Source organism: Actinomadura sp. 6N118, from assembly GCF_044326415.1.
In the GTDB taxonomy this organism is placed as follows: Bacteria; Actinomycetota; Actinomycetes; order Streptosporangiales; family Streptosporangiaceae; genus Spirillospora.
In genome coordinates this window covers 111,116-136,143 of record NZ_JBIRAZ010000026.1, presented here as the reverse complement: position 1 = coordinate 136,143, position 25,028 = coordinate 111,116, and the positions used below count along the sequence as shown (strand labels likewise).

Annotated in this window: 23 protein-coding genes; 9 read left to right on the top strand and 14 right to left on the bottom strand. The window is 69.2% G+C overall.

Features of this window, described 5'->3' with window-relative positions:
* The first annotated feature begins 9 nt into the window (after nucleotides 1–9).
* Genes ACH34W_RS45940 through ACH34W_RS45930 form a run of 3 tightly spaced genes read left to right on the top strand, consistent with a single transcriptional unit; the run spans nucleotide 10 to nucleotide 4,243 of the window.
* Nucleotides 10–2,319 carry an alpha-N-acetylglucosaminidase TIM-barrel domain-containing protein gene (locus ACH34W_RS45940; RefSeq protein ID WP_395967552.1) on the top strand — a complete coding sequence of 770 codons (2,310 nt, stop codon included), beginning with the start codon at nucleotides 10–12 and terminating at the stop codon, nucleotides 2,317–2,319.
* On the top strand, nucleotides 2,316–3,218 hold the full coding sequence (locus ACH34W_RS45935; RefSeq protein WP_395967551.1) for an N-acetylmuramic acid 6-phosphate etherase: 903 nt from the start codon (nucleotides 2,316–2,318) through the stop codon (nucleotides 3,216–3,218). Before ACH34W_RS45940 ends, ACH34W_RS45935 begins: the two co-directional genes overlap by 4 nt.
* Nucleotides 3,215–4,243 (top strand): N-acetylglucosamine kinase, encoded by a 1,029-nt coding sequence (locus ACH34W_RS45930; RefSeq protein ID WP_395967550.1) that lies wholly within the window; start codon nucleotides 3,215–3,217, stop codon nucleotides 4,241–4,243. The genes ACH34W_RS45935 and ACH34W_RS45930 overlap by 4 nt, the downstream gene beginning before the upstream one ends.
* On the opposite strand, the gene ACH34W_RS45925 is transcribed toward ACH34W_RS45930, so the two are convergent.
* Nucleotides 4,240–5,079, bottom strand: coding sequence for a DUF6338 family protein (locus ACH34W_RS45925; protein WP_395967549.1), 840 nt, complete (start codon nucleotides 5,077–5,079; stop codon nucleotides 4,240–4,242). The genes ACH34W_RS45930 and ACH34W_RS45925 overlap by 4 nt on opposite strands.
* A gap of 750 nt (nucleotides 5,080–5,829) precedes the next feature.
* On the opposite strand from ACH34W_RS45925, the gene ACH34W_RS45920 reads away from it, so the two are divergent.
* Nucleotides 5,830–7,005: a cytochrome P450 gene (locus tag ACH34W_RS45920; protein WP_395967548.1), complete on the top strand. Its 1,176-nt coding sequence runs from the start codon at nucleotides 5,830–5,832 to the stop codon at nucleotides 7,003–7,005.
* A 97-nt stretch (nucleotides 7,006–7,102) separates the two neighbouring features.
* On the opposite strand, the gene ACH34W_RS45915 is transcribed toward ACH34W_RS45920, so the two are convergent.
* Nucleotides 7,103–8,653, bottom strand: coding sequence for a sulfatase (locus ACH34W_RS45915; RefSeq protein ID WP_395967547.1), 1,551 nt, complete (start codon nucleotides 8,651–8,653; stop codon nucleotides 7,103–7,105).
* 339 nt (nucleotides 8,654–8,992) lie between these two features.
* Here ACH34W_RS45915 and ACH34W_RS45910 point away from each other — a divergent pair, with 339 nt between their 5' ends.
* Nucleotides 8,993–9,955, top strand: a complete 963-nt coding sequence (locus ACH34W_RS45910) for a TerC family protein (RefSeq protein ID WP_395967546.1) — start codon at nucleotides 8,993–8,995, stop codon at nucleotides 9,953–9,955.
* On the opposite strand, the gene ACH34W_RS45905 is transcribed toward ACH34W_RS45910, so the two are convergent.
* A complete protein-coding gene (locus ACH34W_RS45905) occupies nucleotides 9,952–10,383 on the bottom strand; it encodes a hypothetical protein (RefSeq protein ID WP_395967545.1) in 432 nt (143 codons plus the stop codon). The two genes, ACH34W_RS45910 and ACH34W_RS45905, sit on opposite strands and share 4 nt — an antisense overlap.
* A 225-nt stretch (nucleotides 10,384–10,608) precedes the next feature.
* Here ACH34W_RS45905 and ACH34W_RS45900 point away from each other — a divergent pair, with 225 nt between their 5' ends.
* Entirely contained in the window at nucleotides 10,609–11,610 is a 1,002-nt protein-coding gene (locus tag ACH34W_RS45900; RefSeq protein ID WP_395967544.1) for an SDR family oxidoreductase, read from the top strand.
* A gap of 41 nt (nucleotides 11,611–11,651) precedes the next feature.
* On the opposite strand, the gene ACH34W_RS45895 is transcribed toward ACH34W_RS45900, so the two are convergent.
* Both ACH34W_RS45895 and ACH34W_RS45890 read right to left on the bottom strand, forming a co-directional pair.
* A complete protein-coding gene (locus tag ACH34W_RS45895; RefSeq protein WP_395967543.1) occupies nucleotides 11,652–12,218 on the bottom strand; it encodes a hypothetical protein in 567 nt (188 codons plus the stop codon).
* A 219-nt stretch (nucleotides 12,219–12,437) separates the two neighbouring features.
* Nucleotides 12,438–13,040 (bottom strand): helix-turn-helix domain-containing protein, encoded by a 603-nt coding sequence (locus tag ACH34W_RS45890; RefSeq protein WP_395967542.1) that lies wholly within the window; start codon nucleotides 13,038–13,040, stop codon nucleotides 12,438–12,440.
* A 129-nt stretch (nucleotides 13,041–13,169) separates the two neighbouring features.
* Here ACH34W_RS45890 and ACH34W_RS45885 point away from each other — a divergent pair, with 129 nt between their 5' ends.
* On the top strand, nucleotides 13,170–13,979 hold the full coding sequence (locus ACH34W_RS45885; protein WP_395967541.1) for an IclR family transcriptional regulator: 810 nt from the start codon (nucleotides 13,170–13,172) through the stop codon (nucleotides 13,977–13,979).
* A 49-nt stretch (nucleotides 13,980–14,028) separates the two neighbouring features.
* Here ACH34W_RS45885 and ACH34W_RS45880 read toward each other — a convergent pair whose 3' ends face one another.
* The 8 genes from ACH34W_RS45880 to ACH34W_RS45845 are packed head-to-tail and all read right to left on the bottom strand — an operon-like array spanning nucleotide 14,029 to nucleotide 21,533.
* A complete protein-coding gene (locus ACH34W_RS45880) occupies nucleotides 14,029–14,538 on the bottom strand; it encodes a hypothetical protein (protein WP_395967540.1) in 510 nt (169 codons plus the stop codon).
* Nucleotide 14,539: 1 nt separating this feature from the next.
* Nucleotides 14,540–16,129 (bottom strand): long-chain fatty acid--CoA ligase, encoded by a 1,590-nt coding sequence (locus ACH34W_RS45875; RefSeq protein WP_395967539.1) that lies wholly within the window; start codon nucleotides 16,127–16,129, stop codon nucleotides 14,540–14,542.
* A gap of 28 nt (nucleotides 16,130–16,157) precedes the next feature.
* A complete protein-coding gene (locus tag ACH34W_RS45870; protein WP_395967538.1) occupies nucleotides 16,158–17,009 on the bottom strand; it encodes an SDR family NAD(P)-dependent oxidoreductase in 852 nt (283 codons plus the stop codon).
* Nucleotides 17,009–17,875 carry an alpha/beta fold hydrolase gene (locus ACH34W_RS45865; protein ID WP_395967537.1) on the bottom strand — a complete coding sequence of 289 codons (867 nt, stop codon included), beginning with the start codon at nucleotides 17,873–17,875 and terminating at the stop codon, nucleotides 17,009–17,011. The genes ACH34W_RS45870 and ACH34W_RS45865 overlap by 1 nt, the downstream gene beginning before the upstream one ends.
* 46 nt (nucleotides 17,876–17,921) lie before the next feature.
* On the bottom strand, nucleotides 17,922–18,500 hold the full coding sequence (locus ACH34W_RS45860; RefSeq protein ID WP_395967536.1) for a 3-phenylpropionate/cinnamic acid dioxygenase subunit beta: 579 nt from the start codon (nucleotides 18,498–18,500) through the stop codon (nucleotides 17,922–17,924).
* A gap of 60 nt (nucleotides 18,501–18,560) precedes the next feature.
* A complete protein-coding gene (locus tag ACH34W_RS45855) occupies nucleotides 18,561–19,820 on the bottom strand; it encodes an NAD(P)/FAD-dependent oxidoreductase (protein ID WP_395967535.1) in 1,260 nt (419 codons plus the stop codon).
* A gap of 40 nt (nucleotides 19,821–19,860) precedes the next feature.
* A complete protein-coding gene (locus tag ACH34W_RS45850; RefSeq protein ID WP_395967534.1) occupies nucleotides 19,861–20,196 on the bottom strand; it encodes a non-heme iron oxygenase ferredoxin subunit in 336 nt (111 codons plus the stop codon).
* Nucleotides 20,193–21,533, bottom strand: a complete 1,341-nt coding sequence (locus ACH34W_RS45845; RefSeq protein ID WP_395967533.1) for an aromatic ring-hydroxylating dioxygenase subunit alpha — start codon at nucleotides 21,531–21,533, stop codon at nucleotides 20,193–20,195. Before ACH34W_RS45845 ends, ACH34W_RS45850 begins: the two co-directional genes overlap by 4 nt.
* Before the next feature lie 100 nt (nucleotides 21,534–21,633).
* On the opposite strand from ACH34W_RS45845, the gene ACH34W_RS45840 reads away from it, so the two are divergent.
* Entirely contained in the window at nucleotides 21,634–22,623 is a 990-nt protein-coding gene (locus tag ACH34W_RS45840) for a zinc-binding dehydrogenase (protein WP_395967532.1), read from the top strand.
* Nucleotides 22,620–23,579, top strand: coding sequence for a 3-carboxyethylcatechol 2,3-dioxygenase (locus tag ACH34W_RS45835; RefSeq protein ID WP_395967531.1), 960 nt, complete (start codon nucleotides 22,620–22,622; stop codon nucleotides 23,577–23,579). The genes ACH34W_RS45840 and ACH34W_RS45835 overlap by 4 nt, the downstream gene beginning before the upstream one ends.
* Nucleotides 23,580–23,706: 127 nt before the next feature.
* On the opposite strand, the gene ACH34W_RS45830 is transcribed toward ACH34W_RS45835, so the two are convergent.
* Complete coding sequence (locus ACH34W_RS45830; protein WP_395967530.1) at nucleotides 23,707–24,954, bottom strand: ABC transporter substrate-binding protein; 1,248 nt, start codon at nucleotides 24,952–24,954, stop codon at nucleotides 23,707–23,709.
* Between the last annotated feature and the right edge of the window lie 74 nt (nucleotides 24,955–25,028).

The window sequence follows — 25,028 nt, the reverse complement described above, 5'->3', positions numbered from 1 at the left end:
TGACCTGCGATGTCGTCCGGCAACGGCGAGCAGACACCGTCATGGGCGGGTACCGTCCACGGCCTCGCCCAGCGCGTGCTCGGGCCCGTTGCGGGGTCGCTCCGGCTCGTCGCCCTCGACGGAACGGGCCGCCCCGACGGAACGGGCCACCGCGACGGAACGGACCGTCGCGGCGAAGCGGACCGTCGTTACAAGGCGGACCGTCGCTATGAGTACGAGGCGGACGGCGGTGTGCTGACCGTCGCCGCGATGGACGGCGTGAGCGCGTCCGTCGGACTCCATCAGTACCTGCGGGAACAGTGTGGTCTGTCCGTCGACTGGGACACCGTGCTGCCGTTGCCGCTGACGTCGTTCCCGGAGAGCCCGCCGTGCCGAGGCTCAGCACGGGTCAAAGAGGGCTACTACCTCAACTTCTGTACGTTCAGCTACACCATGCCGTACTGGGACTGGTCCGACTGGGAACGGGAGATCGACTGGATGGCGTTGCACGGCATCACCATGCCGCTCGCCATCACCGGTCATGAGGCCGTGCTGCAGGCCGCCTACTCCGTTCTCGGCCTCGACGATGACGCGATCCGCGGCTTCCTCGGCGGGCCGGGCTACCTGCCGTTCCAGTTCATGGGCTGCCTGGACGGCTTCGCGGGCCCGCTCCCCTCGTCCTGGATCGAGAGCCATCGCGAGCTGGGCGCCCGCATCCTCGACCGCGAGCGCGCCCTCGGCATGACACCCGTGCTCCCCGCCTTCACCGGGCACGTCCCGCGCGAGATCGCGTCGTCGGCGCGGGCCGGGCGCCGCGACTGGCAGGGGTTCGAGACCTGGGTCCTGGACCCGGCGGATCCGCTCTACGAGCGGATCGGCGCCGAGATCACCCGTGCCCAGATCGCGCTGTTCGGCACCGACCACCTATACGCCGCCGACCCGTTCATCGAGATGATCCCGGTCGACGCCGACCCCGCGTTCCCGGGAGCCGTGGCGGCGGCGACGCTCAACGGGCTGCGAGCCGCCGACCCGGACGCGGCCTGGGTCATGCAGGCCTGGCCATTCTCCTACCAGCGTGACTTCTGGACAGACGAGCGTGTCACCACCTTTCTCGGCTCCATCCCCGGCGACCGGATGCTCGTGGCGGACCTGTGGGCGGAGCACGATCCGCAGTGGGGCCGCTTCGACCAGTTCGCAGGCAAGCCGTGGCTTTGGTGTGCGCTGCTCAACTTCGGCGGGCGCACCGATCCGGTCGCCGACCTGCGTGGCGTGCCGGCCGCGGTCGAGGCCGCACTGGCGGCGCCGAACCCTCCCACCGGGCTCGGCCTGGCCATGGAGGCCACCCGCAACAACCCCGTCTTCTTCGAGCTCGTGACCGACCAGATATGGAACGCGGTCGCCGACGTCGACGCGTGGCTCGACGCCTTCGTGACCCGGCGCTACGGCGGACCGGGTGCGTGGACGGCGCCGCTGAGAGCCGCCTGGCAAGGGCTTCTGGAGACCATCTACGACGCCCGCGGCCTGCGGATCTTTCCCGAGCAGTTCAACGGCGTCATCACGGCCAAGCCCTCGTATGCGCGGATACCCGGCGCCGTCGCGGAGTTGCGGGCCGAGGTCGACCAGGCCCTCTGGTATCGGCCGCCCGTCCTGGCCGAGGCCTGGGAGCGCATGGTCGAAGTGGCCGAGGACCACCGCGACCTCGTGGACGGACCACTCGGCCACGACCTCGCCGAGGTGGGCATCGCGTTCATGGCCAGAGTCGCCGACCGGCTCTACCTCGACGCCGTGGAGCAGGCCATGGATCAGGCCATGGATCAGGCCGGGGAGCGGGCCGGGGAGCAGGCCGCGTTGCCGCAGGCCAGCCGGTTTCTGCGCGTCTTCGACGACCTGGACCGGATGCTGGCCGCCCGGCGCGAGTACACCTTCCAGCATTGGGAGTCGAAGGCGTTGTCGTGGGCGACGAACACGGCCGACCGCGACGTCCTGCTGGAGAACGCCCGCCGCATCATCACGGCATGGGGCCCAACGGCCAGTCCCCTGCTCGACGACTATGCGGGGCGGCACTGGGCCGGGCTCGTGGGCGGCTACTACCGCGACCGCTGGGAGTTGTGGGCGCGCGGGCTCGGCGCGGCCCTCGCCACGCCCGGCGGCGACCACGAGGCTCAGCTCCAGGAGCGGCTCCGCGACCGCGCCGAGGTTTTCCTGCGGGAGGGACCGGCGTCGGCCCCACCAGACCTGGGCGACCTCACGACGGAGTCGCGCCGCCTGGTCACCGCATATGCAGGCCAGGCCGGCTCGCTCATCCGTCCGTCCGACCACGATCGACGAGGAGCACGATGACACAGGCGCTTCCACCGACGGAGCACCGGAACCCGCGCACCACCGACATCGACACGCTGGGGTCCCGCGACATCCTCCGCCTTCTGGTCGACGAGGACGCCCATGCGGTCGAGGCGGTCCGTGCGGCGGCCGGCCCGCTCGCCGAGGCCGTGGACGAAGCGCATCTCCGGCTCAGCAGGGGCGGGACCGTGCACTACTTCGGCGCCGGTGCGTCGGGACGGCTGGCGGTACTGGACGCCACAGAGATCACTCCGACCTTCGGCGCGCCGCGCGGCCTGTTCACCGCGCACTTCGCCGGCGGGTCCACCGCAGTCGCCGACTCCTCCATCGACCGCGAGGACTCCGAGGCGATGGGCGCCGCCGACGCGGAGGGCCTCAGCGCCGGCAGCGTGGCGATCGGGATCACCGCGTCCGGCACCACCCCGTACGTCGCCGGTGCGCTCCGTACCGCCGGGGCCTCCGGCGCGCTCACGGTGCTGATCACCTGCAACCCGGCTGCCCCGCTGCGCGAGCTCGCCCAGATCAGCGTCGTCGCCGACACCGGGCCGGAGGCACTGACCGGCTCGACCCGGCTCAAGGCGGGCACCGCGACCAAGGTGATCCTGAACGCGTTCTCGACGGCGCTCATGATCAAGGCCGGCCACACCTACGGCAACCTCATGGTCGGCCTCGTCGCGACCAACGCCAAGCTCGGCGACCGCGCGCTGCGCCTGCTCGCCGACGCGACCGGGCTCGACCTCGCGACCTGCGCCACTGCGCTCGCCGACGCCGACGGACATGTGCCGGAGGCGCTCCTGCGGCTGCTCACCGGCTGCTCCCCCGAAGAGGCGAAGAGCGCGCTCCACGACCACCCGGGTGTCCGGGCGGCTGCGGCCGCGCTGGACGGGCGTGCCGGATGAGCCGGACCGAACCCGCCCACCCGGCCGACTCCGCCGACTCCGCTGGCGTCGTCGGCGTCAACGGCTTCGATGGCGTCGTCGGCGTCGACGTCGGTGGCGGAGGGATCAGGGTGCGGGCGGACTGCGCGGGCACGGTCACGCACGGGGAGAACGCCATTCCCGTGCCCCGGGACAGGGGCAGGGTCGATCTCGAACGGCTCGCGCCTCAGATCGCCGCCGTCATCGAGAAAGCGGCCCCCGGGGTCGGCCGTTTCACCAGCATGGCGATCGGCATCACGGGGCTGCCCGGCCTGGTCATGGACCCGGACACGCTGTGGCACGCCCTTGGAGACCGCTTCCGCCTGGACACGCTCGTCGTCGCCGGTGACGCGGTGACCACGCACGTCGGCGCACTCGGATTCCGGCAGGGAGTCGTCGTGGCCGCGGGCACCGGCGTCATCACGCTCGGCACCGACCTCAGCGGCATCTGGAACCAGTCCGACGGATGGGGCTATCTGCTCGGCGATCACGGCGGCGGTGCCTGGATCGGCATGCAGGGCCTGCACGCCGCCCTGCGTGCACACGACGGCCGGGTCGGCGGGTCACCCGCCTTGCGTGACCACATGACCGCGCGCTTCGGCCACCCCCTGGACCTGGTGGCCCTCGTTCACGAGTCGGAGTCCGCGGCCCATGAGCTCGCCTCGTTCACCCCTCTGGTCGCCGAGGCGGCACGCGCCGGGGATCCGGTCGCCGGGCAGATCTGGACCGAGGCCGGCCGCCAGCTCGGCCAGACCGCGGTCGCCGCCGCTTCAGGGCTCGATCCGCTCTTCTCCTGGGGTGGCCGCCTCTTCGATGCGGCCGACCTCCTCATGGAGCCCTTCCAGCACACGATCCGGACGATGCTTCCCGCCGCCCGCTTCGTCCAGCCGCAAGGGACCTCCGCGGACGGCGCGCTCGCCTTGGCCCGAGCGGCCGCCGACGGATCAGTACGCCCGCACTCCCCCTACGTGCACGTCTTCACCAACCAGCGTTCACCGGTCCGCTAGGCGGCGGACGACCCGGAGAGCAAAGCGACGAACCCCAGGAACGTGATCTCAAGCAGCAGGAGCTGGGAAAGGAAGTGCAGGTCGCGACGGTTCTCATAGCATCGGCGCACGGCCGCCCTGGGCCTCCTCGTCACCCTCGGCCGGGCCATCGAGTGCCGTGGCTGGCCGGACTGGAGCTGCGACCGGATCGTGTCCTGCTTCTGGTCGACCGTGCGCACCAGGACGCTCATGATCGATTCGGTGGAGAGCACGAGCTGGTCCCCGTGCAACGCGTCCAGGGGCAGCGGCCTGCCATGACCGTCCAGCTCGAAGATCGGGGCCCTCAAGGTGACGTAGGAGCTGCGGGGGCCCTGGGTGGGCGCCACGCCGGCGACCAATCCCCGGTAGGTGTCCCCGCTGTTGAGCCTGACCTCGAGCTCGACGTCCTCATCGGCCTGCGCGCCGACTCCCGTGGCACGCGAGCGGGCCCTTCCGCGCGATGAAGCGGAGTCTGATTCCAGGCGCGACAGCAAAGCATCGGCAAGTGACGCGGCCGTGAGCGACAACGCGAGAAAGGAGACGATCGTCCAGGCGAACTCTTCCGGATTCTTCCAGCCGCCGGAGCCCTCCGCCTTGTCGAGCGGAAAGGCGAGGGTCTGGGAGCCGAACAGACCGAGCAATCCGAGGAGCACCAGGGTCGCCGTCGTGATGAGCACCCCAGCCAGGATCACGCGGCCCACATTCGGAGCGGACACCGTGCGCGGACCTGCGGCTCTGCCCCTCAGCTGGTCATAGTGCAGACCCGGAACAATTGCCAGAAGCACGATGATTATCTGGCCGACCACAGACGCAGTCATGACTCGTCCCTCCACAAAGAGAGGACCTGGTCATCGTTTACCGCGCTACGCAGGCCAGTCTGATTGACGCGAAATTCGCACATTGCAGCCCCAACGCGAATAACCCTCAAATTTCCCGGCGGGAGAGATCTTGCCACCAAGCCGCGCAAACTTCAACAACCCTGTGCTGACGAAGGGTCCAATTAACGCACCCCTCGTACGAGTGATGTCGCAAATTTTCCTCCACGGAGGGAGTCTGGGCAGATTGCCACCCCAGCAAGATCTCATCCACCGTGGCCAGGGGCTTGGATCGGGTGTGTCGAGTCCTCAGTCCCTGACGCTCGGCAGGACCAGACTGCGCGGAAGGAAGCTCGATGCCGGGGGATGTGCGGGTCGAGCCGCTCAGCAGCACCACACCGGGGGTCAGCACCAGCGTCAGCGAACTCCGAAGTCCTACCTGACCAGGCCGCAATCAGGCATCGGAGATTCACGTCCACAGCATCGGCTTTTCCGTCATCGGACAACCCACTCCAGCCATCCGGCGTTCATCAGGAAGTCGATTAGGCGGCGAAAACTCTCTCGGTGACGGGCGCTTTGACAACGCGCACTTCCTCCGGCCCACCTTCATACGAGCCATGAAATTCTCAAAAGTGCCTAGTTACGCACCGTGGGCTTCAACCGCAACGCCATACTTCGATGTGGCGGTCATAGGTGGCCGGATACGGCCCGCAGGGGTGACGGGGACGTCCCGGCGATGCCCATGATCTGGGTATGGAAACCGAGCACGAGTTCACGATCGACCGCCTGGACCTCGACCCCCACTATGGCTGGCTGCGTGAGAACCGTCCCGTCTCCAAGATCCGCCTGCGCAACGGCGTGGACGCCTGGCTGGTGACCCGCTGGGAGGACGCCCGCCGGGTGTTCGCCGACCCGGTGTTCAGCCGGGCACGAGCCGGTGGCCTGCCCTTCGGGGCCCGGGGAAAGGCGCTCTCGATCGCCGACATGGACCCGCCCGAGCACACCCGGGTCCGGCGCCTCGCGCTGACCGCATTCACGCACCGGCGAGTGCAGCGGATGCGGCCCCGCATCGAGCAGATCGTGACCGGGCTACTGGACGACATGGCCGCGCACGGCGCTCCGGCCGATCTGGTCGAGCACCTCGCGCTGCCACTGCCGGTGACGGTGATCTGCGAACTGCTCGGCGTTCCGGCCGATGACCGGGACCGGTTCACCGAATGGTCGGCCGCACGGCTCTCGGTCTCGGCCCATACACCCGAACAGATGGCCGAGGCCGCCGCGCAGCTGGACGCCTACCTGACCGAGCTGATCGCCCAGCGGCGCACGGAACCCGCCGAGGACCTGCTGTCGGCCCTGGCGCAGCTACCCGCCGACGAGGACGGGCTGTCGTCGGCGGAACTGCTCAGCCTGGCCACGACGTTGCTGATCGCCGGCTTCGAGACCACGGCGGGCCAGATCGCCAACTTCACCTACACGTTGCTCGACCAGCGACACCACTGGGAACGGCTGGTCGCCGAGCCGGATCTGGTCCCCGCCGCTCTGGAGGAGCTGCTGCGGCTCCTCCCTCTGGGCGCGACACCCGGCCTGCCACGGGTCGCCACCGCCGACGTGGAGCTGGGCGGCGTGCACATCCGGGAGGGCGACACCGTGGTGGTGGCCCGGACCGCGGCCAGCCGCGACGAGAGCGTCTTCGTCAACGGCGACACCCTGGACTTCGACCGGCCGGAGAACCCGCACCTGGCCTTCGGGCACGGCATCCACCACTGCCTGGGCGCCCATCTCGCACGGCTTGAGCTGCAGGTCACGATCGGCACGCTGCTGGCACGCTTCCCGGACCTGCGCCTGGCCGTTCCCAAGGAGGAGCTGCGCTGGAAGGACGGCCTGGCGGTCCGTGGCCTGCGGGAGCTCCCAGTCACCTGGTCGAAGTAAGACCCGCTGGCTGACACCCCGGCCAACGCCGCCGGCCGACACCCCGGCCAACGCCGCCGGCCGACACCCCGGCCAACGCCGCCAGCGGCCACGTGGACTACTGGGCGAACGTGCTCAGGAACCGGTCGCGGAAGGAGCTCATCGGCCAGACCGGCGCTCCGGCGCGAGGCACGAATGCGTCCTGCCATTTCATGGTGGAGGAAACCCGGTCCAGCACCTTCTTGTCACGGGTGACGATGGTGATCGGCACATCCCGGGTCGTGGCTCCGCCCGTCGCGACCGGAAGGGGCTGGTGATCGCCGAGGAAGACCAGCACCAGTTTGTCGTCGCCGTACTTCTCCACGTAGGAGGTGATGCTCTCCAGCGAGTACTCGATGGAACGCCGGTATTCAGTGCGGATCCGGTCGGTGCTCTTCCATACGTCCTCTCTGCTTTGAGCCGCCGCGCGAATGGCGTTGTAGACGGAACCGTCCCCGAGCTGGTCCCATCCGAGCATCTTCGGGATGGGTGCCCAGGGCGCATGACTGGACCCCAGGGGAATCTCGGCCATCAACGGGGCGTCCCCCTTCTTACCGTGCTCCAGGCGCTGGAACTGCGCCAGGGTGTACTGATCGGGTACGGGAGACCAGCCAAAGCGCGGCCCGCGATATCCGAGGTTCCAGGATGGGTACCACTGGTCGTAGCCGAAGTACTTGGCCTCTGGCCAAGCCCGCATCACGCCCGGCATGACACCGACGCTGCGCCAGCCCGCGCGGCGGAACGCGCGGTTGAGGGTCAGGCGATCGCCGGACACCAATTTCTTGTAGCGCTGCTGATTGTTGACCCATACGCCGGAGAGCAGCGTGGCATGGGCCAGCCAGCTTCCTCCACCGGCCGTGGGGGACGTGAGGAAGGCGCTGCGGGATTCGAACCCGGCCGTACGGAGCCGGCGCGTAGCAGACTCCCCCAGCGCCCGGATCTCAGGAGTATCGGCCACAGTCCGGCCATAGCTCTCGACGAACGTGAAAACGACGTCCTTGCCCCGCAAGCCCCTCAGGAGTTGGTCGCCCGGAGTGGCGCGGAAGGCGTCGACACGAACTGCCTTGCCGAACGTACTGTCGTCCAGAAGGCTGTCATGCACCTTGGCAGCACGCTTCATCGCCAGCTTGGTCGCTCCCATCCCGGCGACGTCCACGCCCGGGACGAGCTGCGCGCCGAGCGTGGCGCAAGCGATCCAGGCGGTCCCGGCCACGGCGACCGACACGGTCGTCGCCCTCCGGCGCTGGACGAGCGTCCGGGTCAGCCGCCGCACCGACAACGTCGTGAGAACCAGCACGCCGACGATCAACAAGACGAACAGGATGATCACACCGATCCCGCCGGCCTTGCCGAACGTGCTGGTGGCGAACTCCATGCCGGCCCTGAGGAACGGCCAGTCGAGCACGGGGTCGAACGGGCGGGCCAGGGTCTCGTGGAAGCCCATGTCCACGATCTTGAAGACCAGCAGGAGGCCCAGGCCCAGACCGGCCAGCGTCGCGGCGACCTTCCGCGCACGCCCGGGCAGGACGAGGAGCAGCCCGGCACCGACGACCGCCTCCATCGGGATGCGCGCGAACGCGCCCGGCGTGACGTTCTTGAACGTGATCGGCGTGAGCAGGATGAACAACACGAGTGCGCCGGCGAGGGCCGTGAGCGTCCAGCTGACGGCGGTGCGCAGGCGGCCGGCAGTGCGGGAGCCGGCCGGTGCGCCATCGTCACCGGCGTCGCCGGCTGCGACCTTCTCGATCGGCTTCAGCTGGATAGTCAGGACGTTCTCCGGGGTGTCCGGCTCGGCCGGGGCAACCGAGACACATGAGCAACACTGATCTGTACGTACAAGCGACGCCCACGGTTCAACGACGACCGACCCTCGGGGGTCAGCCGGGGCAGTCGGGGCAGTAGGGGACACCCCGTGCTGCCGCGATTCCTGGTGGTGGCAACATTGTGGCCGTCTGCCTCCGGAGGAACAGTGAACGTATCTTTTAGCGTCTGGGCGCTGACGGTCGCTGCGCTGTGCGTCCTCATCGCCATTGATTTCGCCATCGGGCGCAAGCCGCACGACGTGTCCATCAAGGAAGCGAGCATCTGGTCGGCCATCTGGGTCGCCCTGGCCATCGCCTTCGGGTTCGGCCTGCTGGCCTTCGAGGGAGGGCAGCCGGCCGGGGAATTCTTCGCGGGGTTCATCACCGAGAAGTCCCTCAGCGTGGACAACCTGTTCGTGTTCGTGCTGATCATGGCGAAGTTCGCGGTGCCGTCCCAGTACCAGGCGCGTGTGCTGATGATCGGCGTCCTCATGGCGCTGGTCATGCGCGCGGGGTTCATCGCCGCCGGCGCAGCGATCATCTCGACCTTCTCCTGGGTCTTCTACATCTTCGGCGCCTTCCTGATCTGGACCGCGTGGAAGCTCGTCCAGGACGCCCGCCACGAGGAACACCACGAGGATTACCAGGAGAACAAGCTGCTCAAGGTGGTCGAGCGCCGCTTCGGCGTGGCGGACCGCTACCACGGCACCAAGCTGTTCGTTCAGGAGAACGGCAGGCGCGTGATGACCCCGATGATGGTCGTCATGCTGGCGATCGGCTCCACCGACGTGCTGTTCGCCCTGGACTCCATCCCGGCGATCTACGGCCTGACCGAGGACCCGTACATCGTCTTCACCGCCAACGCCTTCGCTCTGATGGGCCTGCGCCAGCTGTACTTCCTCATCGGCGGGCTGCTGAGGAGGCTGGTCCACCTGTCCTACGGGCTGTCCATCATCCTGGGCTTCATCGGGGTCAAGCTGGTGCTGCACGCCCTGCACGAGTCCGGGGTGCACGTTCCGGAGATCAGCGTGCCGGTCTCTCTCGGCGTCATCGTCCTCGTTCTCGCGATCACCACCACGACCAGCCTGATGGCCACCAAGAAACAGGACACCGGCAGCACGGCACCTTAGAACAGGCGACCGGGAGCCCACTGCGGCTCGTCATGTTCGGTGTGACCGGCCGGGGGCGGAGGATCGTGTCGCGAGGCCGTGGACGATTCCTGCTGGAAGCGTGGGCCGGGCACGAGCGGGCCGGTGCCGGTGCCGTCGTCGAGCCAGCCCTGATCCATGAGGCGGTTGACGAGCTGGCTGGCGTACCAGCGGCGGGCAGTATCCGGAACCAGGGCCAGATCAGGCCGGACGTACTCTGCGAGGGCGTACCAGGTAGGGCCGCCCTGGCGATGGTGCCAGTACTCCTCCACCCACGCCGCGGCCCGGCGGCCCAGGCCGCGGTCGCGGCGATCATCCGCAACCCACTCGGCTAGCAGCGGGTATCGGTCCCGCCGGTCCCCATCTTTGCGAGGCCGCCGACGGCCACCGCTGGTGTTAGGCACCGCCATGGTTCCTCAGTCAACCATCCGTTCTCGGGGGGTACGCCACCGACGCCATGGTGGGCGAACGGCAGCGTGGCGAACTTCTGGGATTCCTGAAGACCCATCGTCCTCGTCGTTCGCCTCGCGTGCTGGATGAAGGCGATGAGACCCGCGGGTAATTTCGCGGTCTCCATGACCCGCATGTTCGAGGCCGACTGGGTAGGTCCGAAATGGAGCCGAAGGGGTGGTTCCATGAACGGTCGTGTTGTTGTGATCACCGGTGCCAGTGGTGGCATCGGGCGGGCGGCGGCGCGGGAGTTCGCGGCGCGCGGCGCGAAGGTGGCGCTGCTGGCGCGCGGTGAGGCGGGGCTGCGGGCGGCGGCCGAGGATGTCACGGCCGCCGGCGGTGAGGCGCTGGTGCTGCCAGTGGACGTGGCCGACTTCGACGCCGTCCAGGGGGCCGGGCGGCGCGCCGAAGAGAAGCTGGGGCCGGTCGACGTCTGGGTGAACGTGGCGTTCAGCTCGGTGTTCGCCCCGTTCACCGATATCGAGCCCGCGGAGTTCCGGCGGGTGACCGAGGTGACCTACCTGGGCTTCGTCCACGGGACGCGGGTCGCGCTGGACCTCATGCTCCCGCGCGACCGCGGAGTGATCGTCCAGACCGGTTCGGCTCTGGCCAAGCGCGGTATCCCGCTCCAATCGGCCTACTGCGGCGCGAAGCACGCGGTGCAGGGCTTCCACGAGTCCCTACGGACAGAGCTGCTGCATGCGGGCAGCGGGGTGAAGACGACGATCGTGCACATGCCGGCGGTCAACACCCCGCAGTTCGACTGGGTGCTGTCGCGGCTCCCCGGACGGGCACAGCCAGTGCCGCCCATCTACCAGCCGGAGGTGGCCGCGCGCGCCCTGGTCCACGCCGCCGAACATCCTGGGCGGCGCGAGTACTGGGTCGGCGGAAGCACCGTCGCCACCCTGCTCGCCAACAAGTTCGCCCCCGGCCTCGTCGACCGCTACCTGGCCCGCACCGGCTTCAGGTCCCAGCAGACGGGCGAACGCCGGGACCCCGCTCAGCCCGCCAATCTCTGGGAACCCGCCGACCGGAGCGGGGCGCACGACTTCGGCGCGCACGGGTCGTTCGATGAGGACGCCCATCCCCGTAGCCATCAGCTGTGGCTGATGCGGCACCGGCGGACGCTGGCCGCGGCGGGCGGTGCCGCCGGCCTCATCTGGCTCACCCGTGCGCGGAAACGCTGACGATTGTCTCCCTGCCGAACCCTCCAAACAGCGGTCGATGCTCAGGCGTCCGGGAGCAGGTCGGGGCGGGTCGCCCGCAGTGCCCGGACGATTTCTGCTTGCCTGGTCTTCCTCGACCGGATTCGGACCTTGTCGCCGTCGAAGGCGGCCCAGGTCGGCAGTCCCGCATCGCGGAGAGGGTCACGCAGTTCGATGTCGATGACGTAGTGGACGGTGCGGCCGTTCCCGCCACTGACGACGATCCGGTCCTGGCGGACACGGTGAACCTGTGGCCAGGGGATATGGGCGTTACGGCCAGGGAACCATCGCTTGGGTTCCTGCACCAGCGTGATCCCTGTGCCGTCCGCCAAGAACCCTTGGCGGGTGGAGTAGCGCGGCGCCATCCGTACCAGGGGCCAGCTCACCAGTCCGCATACCAATGCCAGAGCCACCATCCCCGCAGCCGCTCCGACTTCTCCGGCGACGATCACCATCACAATCGCCACCACGGTCAAGCCGACCGTGAAATAGACGAACAACCCGGTGGCGACAGCCCACCCCAGGACGCCCTGCCAACCCATGTCCACCCATTGGGAGCGGCCAGGTTCCGCCTCCGCCGGTACCTCCACCCGCGCAGGCTCGGCGCGTCCGGCGGGTGTACCAACCTCAGCCGGGTCTTCAAATGAGTGCGGCATCGCGATGACCTCGAAGGCTTGATCTCAGGGAAAAGCGGCGGCACAGGGGGTAGCGCACCATGATCGGCCGCACCGTACCAGGACGGTGGAGGATGGCACCATGTCCACGCAGGCACTCCGCCCGCCGCGCCTGATGACTGGGCGAACGCGGGTTCAGGTCTCCGTAGGGGGTTCGTTCGGGCCGCGCACGATCTGTCCGATCTGGTGGACCTGGGGGACGGTGGTGACCATGTGGGCGACGACGCGGTCGCTCAGGCAGATGTGGCGGTGCGGGACGTCGCCGGGGAAGCGCACGAAGTCTCCGGCGCTGATGTCCACCGGCTCGCTCAGCGGACCGGTTCGGAGCTTGCCGGTGATCACGTAGAGGTGGTGCAGGGTACCGGGGGTGTGCGGGCCGATCTCCGGCGTCGTCCGGGTGCGCTCAAGCCGGAGCAGGAGCGTGCGCACATGCCCCGAACCGTAGACCTCGTCCAGGATCCGCTCTGACCAGCCCTCGGCGTCGGCCCACTCGACCTCTCCCTGACGCTGGACGAAGACGGGGGTCCCCCATTCGGTCATCAATCGCCGGATCGAGACGTCCAGCGCCCCTCCCAGCTGGGAGAGGGTGTCCACGGTCGGATTGCCCACCCCTTGTTCGATCTTCGACAGGGTCTGCTTGGACAGGCCGGACCTGCGGGCGACCTCTCCGAGGGACAGGCCGCGCTCCCGCCGGAAACGTCTCACATTCCTGGCGACCAGCTGGTTCGCCTCCGTCACGCCGCCTCCGTCACTTTAAATAGACACATCGTCACTCTTGACCACACGTCGCCGAGTCCGCATTATCGTCACTAATAAATGCCACTTCGGCACATTGTAAGTGACACTCCCGCCCCGTGAGGTGAGTCCATGCCTCTTGCCACGAACGCTCCGGCCCGCGACGACCGTGCCGCGATCGACAAGGCGATCAGCCTGCTGCTGTCCTTCGGCGAGCAGGCCAACTCCGGCGTCGGCGTCAGCGAGCTGGCCCGCAGGGCGGGGCTGAGCAAGTCCACCGCCTTCCGGCTGCTCGGCATGCTGGAACGCAACGAGGTGGTCGAACGGGTCGGCCGGAACTACCGGCTGGGCAGCCGGCTCCACGAGTTGGGCAGCCACGTTTACGCACCTGGGCACGACCGGATCCGTGACCTGCTGATCCCCTATTTGGCCGACCTGTTCTCGCTGACTCAGGAGACCGTTCACCTGGCAGTCCTTCACGGCACCGAAGTGGTGTATCTGGCCAAGCTGTTCGGGCACCGTCCCGTTCCCGCGCCGTCCAGGATCGGCGGACGCATGCCGGCGCACTGCACCGCGGTCGGCAAGGTGCTGCTGGCCTATGAGCCGGCGACGGCGGCGGAGGTGCTGGCGGCGCCCCTGCGAGGTTTCACCCCGCAGACGATCACCGACGATTCCTCGCTGGCCGCCGAGCTGGACAGGATCCGGCAGGACGGCATCGCCTTCGACGACGGCGAGGCGCGACCGGGCCTCAATTGTGTGGCGGTCCCGGTGATGGGGCCCGGCGGACGGCCTGTCGCGGCGATGTCGATCGCCGGACCGGCGGAACGGCTCGAGACCCGGCTCCGGTCGCCGCAGCTGCGCCGTGTCGCGGCCGCGGCCGCGCAGGAGGTGCTGCGGGCACGCAGGTCGGCTTCCGCGGCCTCGCGCACACTTGTCAGCTGATCCGGGCCCCGGTGAACGGGTGGAGCGGCACGGGCTCTGCCGGGGGCGCTCACACGGTCGGCACCCGGTCGAGGTCCATGTCGGCGCTGGTGGCCCAGGCGGGTTCGATGACGAGCAGATCCACCGTCCCGGCGTCGGGAAGGTCGACGTCGGCAACGTGCCGGAACCCTGCGGACCGAGCGGAGCCCGCAGTGTCATGGTCCTCCGGAGCGACGGCGAGAACGATTCTGCGGCAGCGGGAGTCGGCGTTCCAGATCGTGGTGACCACCTGGCGCAGCACGTCGGAGGCCGCCGCGGACCCAGCCGTGGACGCAGCCGGGCCCGTGCTGACGTCGTCGAACGGGGCGCCGCCGATCGTGGTGATGGCGATCTCGACATCGTGCCCGCCGGCAGGGTAGGTGTCGCGAAGGCGTCCGGCGGCACACCGTTCGACGTCGATGACCACGTAAAGGCCGTCGTCTCTCCGCAACCGGAGTGTGGCGCGATTCCTGCTCGCCGCGATGACATCGCCGGTCCAGGGCACGAAGGCCTGGAGCCGCTGCAGGGGCGCGGCCGTCATGTCACCCTTCCTGTCTGGCGATGGCGCGAATGGAGAGCTTGTCGAGCTTGCCCGAGGCGTTGCGGGGCACCGATGTCACGATGTGCAGGGCCCGCGGGAGCTTGTAGCGGGCGAGTTTGGCTCCGGCGTGGGCACGCAGTTCGTCCAATGTGAGGCCGGTGTCCGGGGCGAGCGAGACGACCGCGACGACCTTCTCTCCCCACTCGGCGTCCGGGACGCCGACGACGGCGACGTCGATGAGGCCGGGCAGGTCGGCCAGGGCGCGTTCGACCTCGGCGGGGTAGACGTTCTCACCCCCGCTGATGATCATGTCCTTGAGGCGGTCGACGATGTAGAGGTAGCCGTCCTCGTCGAGGTATCCGATGTCGCCGGAGTGGAACCAGCCTTCGTCGTCGAACGTGGCCCGCGTCGCTTCGGGATTCTCCCAGTACCCGGGGGTGACGTTCGGCCCGCGCACCACGATCTCGCCGGAGGCCCCCGCTTCCAGCGGAGTGTTGGTCTGCACGTCGACGACCCGGACCTCGGTGTGGGGCATCGCGACCCCCGCCGACCCGAGTTTGGCGAGCGTGAACTCGGCGGGCAGGTGGGTGGCGAACGGCGCGGTCTCGGTGAGCCCCCACGCCTGCTGGAGGATGATGCCGTGGTCGGCGTACTGCTTGATCAGCGAGGGCGGGACCGGCGCGCCGGCGACCACGATCGACCGCAGCCGCTCAAGGTCCGCGTCGAACACCCCGGGGACCCGGGCGAGCGCGGCGAGCATCGCCGGGACCATGAAGGTCGAGTTGACGCCGTACTCGACGAAGTCGGCCAGCGTCCGGGCCGGGTCGAAGGATCGGCGCAGGATGATCGTGCCGCCGCGCACCAGGGTGCGCATGAGGAAGCTGTTGAGGGCGCCGACGTGGAAGATCGGTGCGACGGCGTGGGTGACGTCGCCGCGGCGGGTGTCGATCACCGTGTCGACGTTGATCGAGTTCCACCAGATGTTCCCGTGGGTCAGCAGGACGCCCTTGGGCAGCCCGGTGGTCCCGGAGGTGAACATCAAGATCGCCGGGTCGTCGAATCCCCGGGCGGCCAGAGCCGGGGACGGAGCGGCTTTGGCCACCAGGGCCGCCCACAACTCCCAGCCGTCCGGTGTGACGCCGTCCGCGGGGATCGCCGGGTCGTCGTCCACGAGCAGGAGACGTTCCAGGGCCGTGCCCTCACACGCGCTGTCCGCGGCGGCCAGGTGGCCCTGTTCACAGACCAGAGTGATCGCGCCGCTGCGGGCCAGGACGCTGTTCAGCTCGGGACCGGCGAGCCGGAAGTTCACCGGCACGAAGATCGCTCCCAGCCGGAACGCGGCCAGCATCGTGAGCAGGAACGACGGGCTGTTGAGTCCGAGATAGGCGACGCGATCACCACTGCCGACCCCGGTCTCGGCCAGAACGGTCGCCAGCCGGGCGGCACGGTCGTCGAGCTCCGCATAGGTCAGGTCACCGCCGTCGTAGCGCAGGACGACGTGGTCTGGCCGGAGCAGAGCGTGGCGGTGGACCATGGCGGCGGCATTGATGTCGACGTTTTGGCCGGAGTTCGCAGGGTGTGGGGTGGTCATCGCAGTTTCCTTGGGCTCAGAAGGTGGCTCAGAGGTGGTCGCCGCCGGCGGGCGTGGCGAAACCCCTTACCCCTATGCCACCGTCAACGGATATGGCCTGGCCCGTGATGGGACCGCTCTGCTCCCGTGAGGCCAGGAGGACGTAGGAGCCGGTGAAGTCGACCGGGTCGGTGCTGGAGTCGTACAGCGGGATGGCCGGTGGGGGCGAATCCGGCCTCTTCCTCGCGAAGGAGGCGCTGAGCGAGCGGCCGTCGAGGGCGAGCGCGGCGGGACCGCGGAGGTCGGTGTTCATGCCGCCGCACGCTACGCCGTTGACCCTGATCTTGGGGGCCAGCTCGTACGCGAGTTCGCGCATGAGACCGAGGCAGGCGTGCTTGCTGGCGGTGTAGATGGGGCCGCCGCCGTTGACGTAGAAGGAGGCGTTCGACAGCGTCATGACGATGCTGCCGCGGGTCTTCACCAGCTCGCGCCAGGCGGCCTCGGCGGCCAGCAGGTATCCCTTGACGTTGACCGCGAAGAGCTCGTCGAACGTCGCGGCGAGTTCGGCGCCGGTGAGCCGGGTGAGCTGGCGCTGGTAGTCCCAGATACCGGCGTTGGCGACCAGGGTGTCGAGCTTGCCGAACCGGTCGACGGTCTCGGCGACGGCCTCGTGCAGCCGTTCGGAGTCGCGGACGTCGCCCTCAATGGCGTGGGTGCGGCCGGGATCGGGAGAGTCCGCGACGGCTTCGCGCAGGGCATCCGGACCCCGCCCGTAGATCGCCACCGAGGCGCCCTCGGCGACGAAGCGGTGGGCGACTGCCCGGCCGATCCCGGAGCTTCCGCCCGTGATGAGGGCGGTGTAGCCCGCCAGCCAGCCCGTAGCGCCAGACCCGCCGGTCATCACAGGCCTGCCAAGAAGTCGGTGACGAGGCGCTCGAAGTCCTGCTGCCGCTCCAGCTGGACCCAGTGGCCGCAGTTGCCGAACACATGCAGCTGAACGTTCCGTATCTGCTTGAGCATGATCTGGGCGCCGTCGAGCGTGATGGTGCGGTCGTCGCGACCCCACAGCAGCAGGGTCGGCGCCTTGATCTTGTGGAGGTCGCGCCAGAGCGGGTCCATGCCGTGCCGTTTGGCGAACGCGGCGTTGTACCGGTGATAGAAGGCGATGTGGCTCTCGTCCAGCGACGCCTCGTAACGCACCCGTACGACGTCCTCCCCGAACTGCTTGTGGTCGAAGACCATGGCACGGATGAACGCCGCCATCTTCTTCTCCGACGGGCCGCCGGCGTTGTAGTAGCGGAACATCTCCTTCTGGCCTTCGGTCGGGGTGGGGCCGAACGGCAGCCAGCCACCGCCGGGCGCCATGAGGACGAGGCCGTTGACGCGGTCGCGGCGGGCCTGGGCCATCGCGATCGCGGCGGCGCCGCCGAGGCTGTTTCCAAGCAGGTGGAAGGTCTCGATGCCGAGCGCGTCCAGCGCCTGGAACAGGGCGTCCACGGTGATCTCGGTGATCGACCGGGCGTCCAGGTCGGCCTCGGTGGGCCGGTAGCTGCCACCGAAGCCCGGCTGGTCGGGCAGCACCACCCGGAAGCGGGACGCCAGCGCCGGCAGATTCTGGTGGTAGTTGCCAACCCCGGACGCGCCCGGTCCGCCGCCGTGCAGCATCACCAGGGCCGGGCCGTGACCGACCTCGGCGACGGCGATGTCCCCCAGTGAGGTCGGCACCATGTGCTGGGTGGTCGGCAGTTCGGTACCAGTGACGATCACAGCGCATCCTCGGAGAGTCAGGGATCGGAGAGTCGGGGATCAGAGATCAGAAGAAGGTGGAGATGTTCTTGGACTGGAGGACGTTCTGGTCGAGCAGGATCGTCCTGCGCGCGACCAGCAGCCCGTCGGGCGTCCGCCGGAGCACGTCGGTACGGCCGCCAGCGAACACGTTCTCCTCGCGTGCGAGCCGGTTGCTGTAGACGAGGAACGCCGACTTCACCAGCAGGTCGTCCTCGGCGAATCCCGGGTGCTCGTCGGGGTCGACATGGCGGGCGACCACATTGGTGACCAGATGGCGGGTCCGGGACGGCGGGTCTTCGGCCCAGGCCATGCCGGAGTCGAACCGGCGGATCCGCCAGGCCAGGCTCTCCTTCGTCTCGTCGTAGAACGCCGCCTCGCCGCGCGCCGCGACCGCGAAGGCCTGCTGGCGGCGCAGCCGGTTGGTGCGGGTCGGCATCCAGTAATCCAGGTCGTCGGCGAGCAGGTCGAGCCAGTCGGCATAGCGGCCGTCGTCAAGGAGCTCCGCCTCGCGGAAGTAGAACTGCTCGACCTCGAAGTGCAGGTCACGGTCGGCGAGCAGCCCCGCCCGGCCGTCCAGGGCGTTCACGGATGTGGTGACGCTCACGGGGTCATTCGATCCCTTCTCAAGAGCTACGGCTACGGTGTGTGCCGCTGTGCGGAACGACTACGGTGCGCCGCTGTACGGGACGGCCGCAGCGGTGGGTTCCGACCGCCGGCGCAGGAGGGCACGCAGATCGGTCGTGGGGTCGGCCAGTGCGTCGGCGTCGGCGGGAACGCCACGGTCGATCATGCGGCGGGCGGCACGGACGGCCGCGGAGTCGTCGACCGCGGCGGCGGCGACCACACGCCCGTCGAGCAGGCCGAACACCGAGAACGGCCCGCCCTCCGCGGGTTCGCCGCGCACGACGGCACTGGTCGCTTTCGCCATCTCGCCGACGACCTCGACGTGGACGCCGTGCCGGTCGGTCCAGAACCAGGAGGCGGCGGAACGGGGCACGGTGGCGCCGAGCAGCGAGGCCGCCGCGCGTTTGCCGTCGTACTGGGCCGCCTCCCAGTGCTCGGCCCGGCGCGTCAGCGTGCCGTTCACCCGCCGGCGAGTCGGATCACCGACCGCCAGCACGGCCGGATGCGAGGTGGTCTGGCCTTCGTCGACCACGATCCCGCCCTCGCACTCCAGCCCGGCTGCCTCCGCCAACCCGGCAGACGGAGTCATGCCGACACCCAGCACGACCGCGTCGAACACCCGAGGCGCGTCTTCGCGTGACAACTGTGCGGCCAGCCCGTGGGAGTGGTCGGCGAACGCCTCGACCGTCGCCTGGATGGTCTTCACGCCACGGCGGGCGTGCATTTGGTGCAGCCAAGAGGCCATGAGCGGACCGACCGCAGCGGTCAGCGGAGGACTGATGGGGTCGACCAGGACGACGTCGCAGCCCAGGCCTGCCGCGGTCGCCGCCGTCTCAGCGCCGACCAAGCCCGCGCCGACGACCAGCAACCGCGCTCCGGGAACCAGCACTGAGCGCAGACGTTCGGCGTCCTGCGCGGTCCGCAGGACGTGGAGGCGGTGGTGGACACGGTGGTCGTCCGCGCCGGGGATCGGCGGGCGGGCTGCTCCCCCGCCTGTCGCCAGGACCACACGGTCCGCCCGCAGGGTTCTTCCATCGGACAGTTCCACTGTCCCTGACGCCGGCTTGATCGCCACTGCGGTGGTGCTGGCGAGCAGCCGGATCGACTGGGCGTCGTACCAATCCGGAGGCTGGAGAGCGAGGTCTTCAAGCTCCTTGGCGCCGGTGAGGAAATCCTTGGACAGCGGGGGCCGGTCATAGGGGAACTCGCCTGCGTCCACCAGGGTGAGCTCCCCGTCGTAGCCGCCGGACCGGAGCGCGGCGGCGGTGCTGACGCCCGCGACACCGCCCCCGACGATCACGATTCGCCGGAGCTCCCTGTCAGTTCGCCGAAGCTCCATGTCAGGGGGCCTCTCCGGGGAACACGAAGACCTCGCCGTCGCGGACCTCGACCCGGTGCGGGCGAGTGTCCTCGGTCGCGGGCAGTCCTTGAACGGCACCGTCCTTGAGACAGAACTTGCTGGTGTGCAGGGGGCATTCGACGCAGCCGTCCTCGACCCAGCCCTCGGCCAGGGAGGCGGTCTCGTGGGTGCAGGTGTCGTTCAGCGCCCAGACTGTGCCGTCGGTGTCACGCAGCAGCGCGATGTCGTCGTCGGTCCCGGTGACGCTCTTGTCCACGGCGAGGCCCTCGCCGATCGGGATGTCGTCCAGGGCGGCGACCCGGATGCCCGAGCTCATGCGTGCTCCTCGTGCCAGGCGGGGGTGTTCATCAAGGTGCGCCAGCGCGCGTAGAAGGACCGGCCTGCGGCGTCGCTGTACAACTCGCTGGTCATGCCGGGGTGGCGGCCGTCCTCGCGTTCGCTTCCCAGGCCCATCTGGTAGTTGAGAGCGACGCGGTTGGCCATGAAGCCGCCGGCGGTGCCCTGGACCTCGCTCCAGTTCTCGCCGTCGTCCTGCTCGAACACCCCGCTCGGACCGAAGGTCCGCAGGTTGTACAGGCGCTGGGCCTCGCGGACCTCCTCCGGCATGGACGCGTCGACGATCGTCCAGGCCCACACCTCCATCCGGCCTGGGCCCTTGGGGTGCCAGATCCGGATCGAGCCGTTGACCGGCAGGTAGGAGAAGTTCGGGAAGACGGTGGCGTGCCCGTTGGTCAGCGGGCCCTCCACTCGTGCGTCGCCGAGGCGTGCGCGCAGGGCGTCGTAGTCCGTCCATTCGTGGACCGTTCTGGCGTCGAACCGGTTCTTGGGATGGACGGGGAAACCGGCGCCGTGCCCGTTCGGGTCGACGTACTGCCGGCCGGCCCGGTGAACGATCTCCTGCTTGGGCTTCTTGCCTGCCGGAGCCAGCACCATCAGCGCCGAGGCATGGCTCATGTTCACGTGGTACCAGTCGGTGGCGAACTGCTCGGCGGCGAGCTTCCAGTTCCCCTCCAGCACCCATTTGTGGATGCCGCCGACGACCACGGTGCCCTTCTCGTCATGGTCGAGCATCGCGTCCATGTACCAGGCCATGTCGCCCAGCGACTCCCGCAGCGTCACCGGCGCCGGATTCCAGGTGCCGAAGATCAGCCCGCGGTAGGTCTCCACGTGCGGTACCTCGACCAGGCCCCATTGGCCGGTGTCGAACGAGCCGGGATAGCCCTCCCTGTTGGGCACGCTGACCAGGTCGCCCTCCAGGTTGTACGACCAGCCGTGGTAGGTGCAGGTGAAGTTGCGGGTGGTGCCGAGGTCCGCACGGCAGACGCGGGCGCCGCGGTGGCGGCAGGAGTTCAGGTAGGCCCGGATCCGCCGGCTCTTGTCCATGGTGACGATCACCGGATCCTCACCCATCCAGGTGGTGAAGAAGTCACCCGGGCGGTGGAACTGGTCGGTGTGCGCCAGGAACAGCCAGCTCGGCGCGAAGACCCGGCGCATCTCCTGCCGGTACACCGTCTCGTCGGTGAAGACCGCCCGGTCCAGCAAGCCGCCCTCGGCGTCGACCAGCCCGGTGACGTCGACGCTCCGGGCCAGCTCCGCCGGGCGCCGCAGGGCACCGCGCGGCGTGACCGTGGCGGGTTCGGTTGAGGAGCTCATACCGGTCATCGAAGCGATCCGGCCGGTCACCCCCAAGGGCTTGTGCCGCACAACGGAACACGGACTGTGACCTCGGGCCGGTCATCGGCACGCTCGGGACATGCTGACAGCAACCGCCATCTCCCAGAGCGCCACCGACCCGCTGTCCGGGCTGGTGCTGCGGGATTCTCCCGTTCCCGGCCTGCGGCCCGGCTGGTCCGTGGTCAAGGTCGTGGCCTCATCGCTCAACATGCATGATCTGTGGACGCTCCGCGGGGTGGGGCATCCGGCCGACCGGCTCCCGATCGTTCTCGGGTGTGACGCGGCGGGTTTTGACGAGGACGGCCGGGAGGTGATCGTCCATCCGGTGCTCGGCGACTCCGAGGCCGGTGGCGGCGACGTCACCCTCGACCCGGGCCGGGTGCTGCTGTCGGAGCGGCACGACGGCGCTTTCGCCGAGTACCTCACGGTCCCCACCGCCAACCTCGTCCCCAAGCCGTCCTGGTTGTCCTTCGATGAGGCCGCGTCTCTGCCGGTGGCGTGGGGTACCGCGTACCGGATGCTCTTCACCCAGGCGAAGATCCGCGCTGGGGACCGGGTGCTGGTGCAGGGGGCCGGCGGCGGCGTCGGCTCGGCGGCGATCACGTTGGCCGCCGCTGCGGGCGCCGTCGTGTACGCCACCAGCCGCAGCGGGACCAAGCGCGCCGAGGCCCTCACCTGGGGAGCCCGCGCCGCGTTCGCGACCGGTGAGCGGCTGCCGGAACGGGTGGACGTGGCGATCGAGACGGTCGGTGAGGCGACCTGGTCGCACTCCATGAAAGCACTCAAGCCGGGCGGCACCATTGTGATCGCCGGCGCCACCAGCGGGGCCGCGCCGTACGCAGACCTCAACCGGATCTTCTACCAGCAGCTGCGGGTGCTCGGATCGACCGGGTGCACCCGCTCCGAGCTCGTCGACCTGCTCCGGATGATGGACGCCACCGGTGTGCGGCCGGTCATCGACCGGGCCCTGCCGCTCACCGAGATCCACAAGGGCTTCCAGCTCATGATCGACGGCGGTGTCACCGGCAAGATCATCGTCCGCCCGGCCGACTCCGGAGGAGCATCATGAACGTCAGCGGGAACCCCATGAACATCGCCGCCGTCGGACTCTCCCACTCCCCCTTGATCGGCAAGAACGATCCCGCTCCCGATGTGCTGGAGCGGGTGGAGGCCGCCGTCTCCGGCGCCCGCGACTTCGTCCGGGATTTCGACCCGGAGCTGGTCGTCCTTTTCGCCCCGGACCATTACAACGGGTTCTTCTATAAGGAAATGCCGCCGTTCTGCCTGGCTACCGAGGCGCATGCGGTCGGTGACTTCGGCTCGTCATCCGGTCCCCTGTCAGTCGACTCGGCCGCCGCCAGGGCCCTGGCCGAAAGCGTCCTGGACCAAGATGTGGACTTGACGGTGTCCGCGCGCATGACCGTCGACCACGGTTTCGCCCAGCCGCTGGAGGTGTTGTTCGGCGGGATCGACCGGGTACCGGTCGTCCCGGTCTTCGTCAACGGCGTCGCCACCCCGCTCGGGCCGGTCAGCCGGATCAGGGCGCTGGGGACGGCGCTGGGCCGGGCCGCCGCCGGGCTCGACAAGCGGGTGTTGTTCCTCGGGTCGGGCGGCCTGTCCCACGACCCGCCGGTCCCGGTGCTGGACGGCGCCCCGCCGCGGGTCGCCGACGCGCTGATCGAAGGCCACCCGCCGACCGCCGAGCAGCGTGCGCGCGGCGAGGAGCGCGTCGTCAAGGCCGGCCGGGAGTACGCCGCCGGATCGGCGGCGATGATCCCGATCAATCCCCGATGGGACAACGAGCTGCTGGACCTGCTGGAGCAGGGCGACCTGGCCGCGTTCGACTCCTGGACGGTGGCGTGGATGGGAGAGCAGGGCGGTGGTTCCGCGCACGAGGTCCGCACCTGGATCGCCGCGTTCGCAGGGCTCGCCGCTGGCGGCGCGTACGAGATGACGTCCCGTTTCTACGAGGCCGTGCCGGAGTGGATCGCCGGATTCGCCGTCGCGACCGCCCGGCTCCGCTGATCCCTCCCCGGCTCCGCTGATCCCCCGGAACCGCTGATCCCTCCCCCGGAACCACAAGGCCCGGCCCCGCAACGCGGGGCCGGGCCTGAAGCTTTTTGGAAGGCTGCTCGGCCGGTAGGGCGGTGGCTCAGCCAGCGAAGGAAGCGGTCAGGTCAGAGGTGAACGGGTCCTTGGCCACGACGAGACCGCCCTTGGCCTTGAGGTCGACACGGTTGATGTAGGAGCTGGTGGAGGGGAACTTGGCGGCGTCGCTCAGGTCCAGAGCGGGCATGACGCCGGTCTCGACCTTGTTGAGGGACCGCATCGCCTTGGCAAGGCCGTCCCGGGTCAGGTCGCCCTCCTTGCACGCGCGGTCGAGGGCCTGGCCCATGACGTCCGCGGTGGCGTATCCGTAGTTGACCATGTTGGTCGGCTTGCCGTCGGGGTAGGCGGTGCCGTACTGCGTGGCGATGGTCTGCGCCTGCTTGCTGCCTCCCGAGAACGGCTCGTAGGAGGTCGCGACGTACAGGTTGTCAGCCAAGGTCCGGCCGGCCGGGGTGGCGAGCAGCGCCGGGTCGAACCCGGGCCCGTTGGCAAGGATCGGGGTCTTCAGGCCCGAGCCGGCCGCGAGCCCGGCGATCGAGGCGGTCTGGCGGGGACCCGCGCTGATCAGGATCGCCTGAGGATCGCCGCCGGACCGCAGTTCGTTGAACTGGGCGGTCAGGTCGGTGGCGGACGGCACCACCTGCACCGGCTTGATCTTGAGGCCGAGCTTCCCGGCGGCGTACTGCGACCCCTTGAGCGCGTTGGAGCCGTAGTCGCCCTCGAAGTAGACGTGGCCGAGCGTGTCCCCCTTCTTGATCTTTTTTTCGTCGAGGAGGTACTGGATACCGTTGATCATGTCGACGGGGTAGGCGCTTCCGACGATGACCAGGCCGTCCTTGCTCAGCCAGTCGGTGGACCAGGTGGCGGGCACCGTGACGGCCTTGGTCGAGGCGATCTTCGGTGCGAGCGCGGAGACGATCGGCGATCCGAGCAGCTGGACGAAGCCCAAGGCCTTCGGCTCCAGCTCGGAGAACTGCGAGACAGCGGTCTGGACGTTGTAGGCGTGGTCGCGGATCTCCAGCTTGACCTGCCGGCCGCAGATGCCGCCGGCGGCGTTGCGCTGCTTGAAGTACAGCTCGTTGCCCTGCACCAGGGTCTTGCCGAGCGGGCCGAACACATTGGACAGGTCACTGAGGACGCCCAGGGTGATGGTGCCGTCGGCGACGCCCTGGCCGGTCTTGACCGAGCCGTCGGAGGCATCGCCGCCGGGGGCCTTGGTTGAGCAGGCGGTCGCCGCCAGCGCGAGCGCCGTGGTCATGATCAGCCCGCGCAGCACAGGAGAGATCTTCACGATGGGACCTTTCAGGAAGGAGATGCCGCCGGAGCGGTGAGGGATGGAGCGGCAGGTACGGAGCGATCAGGTAC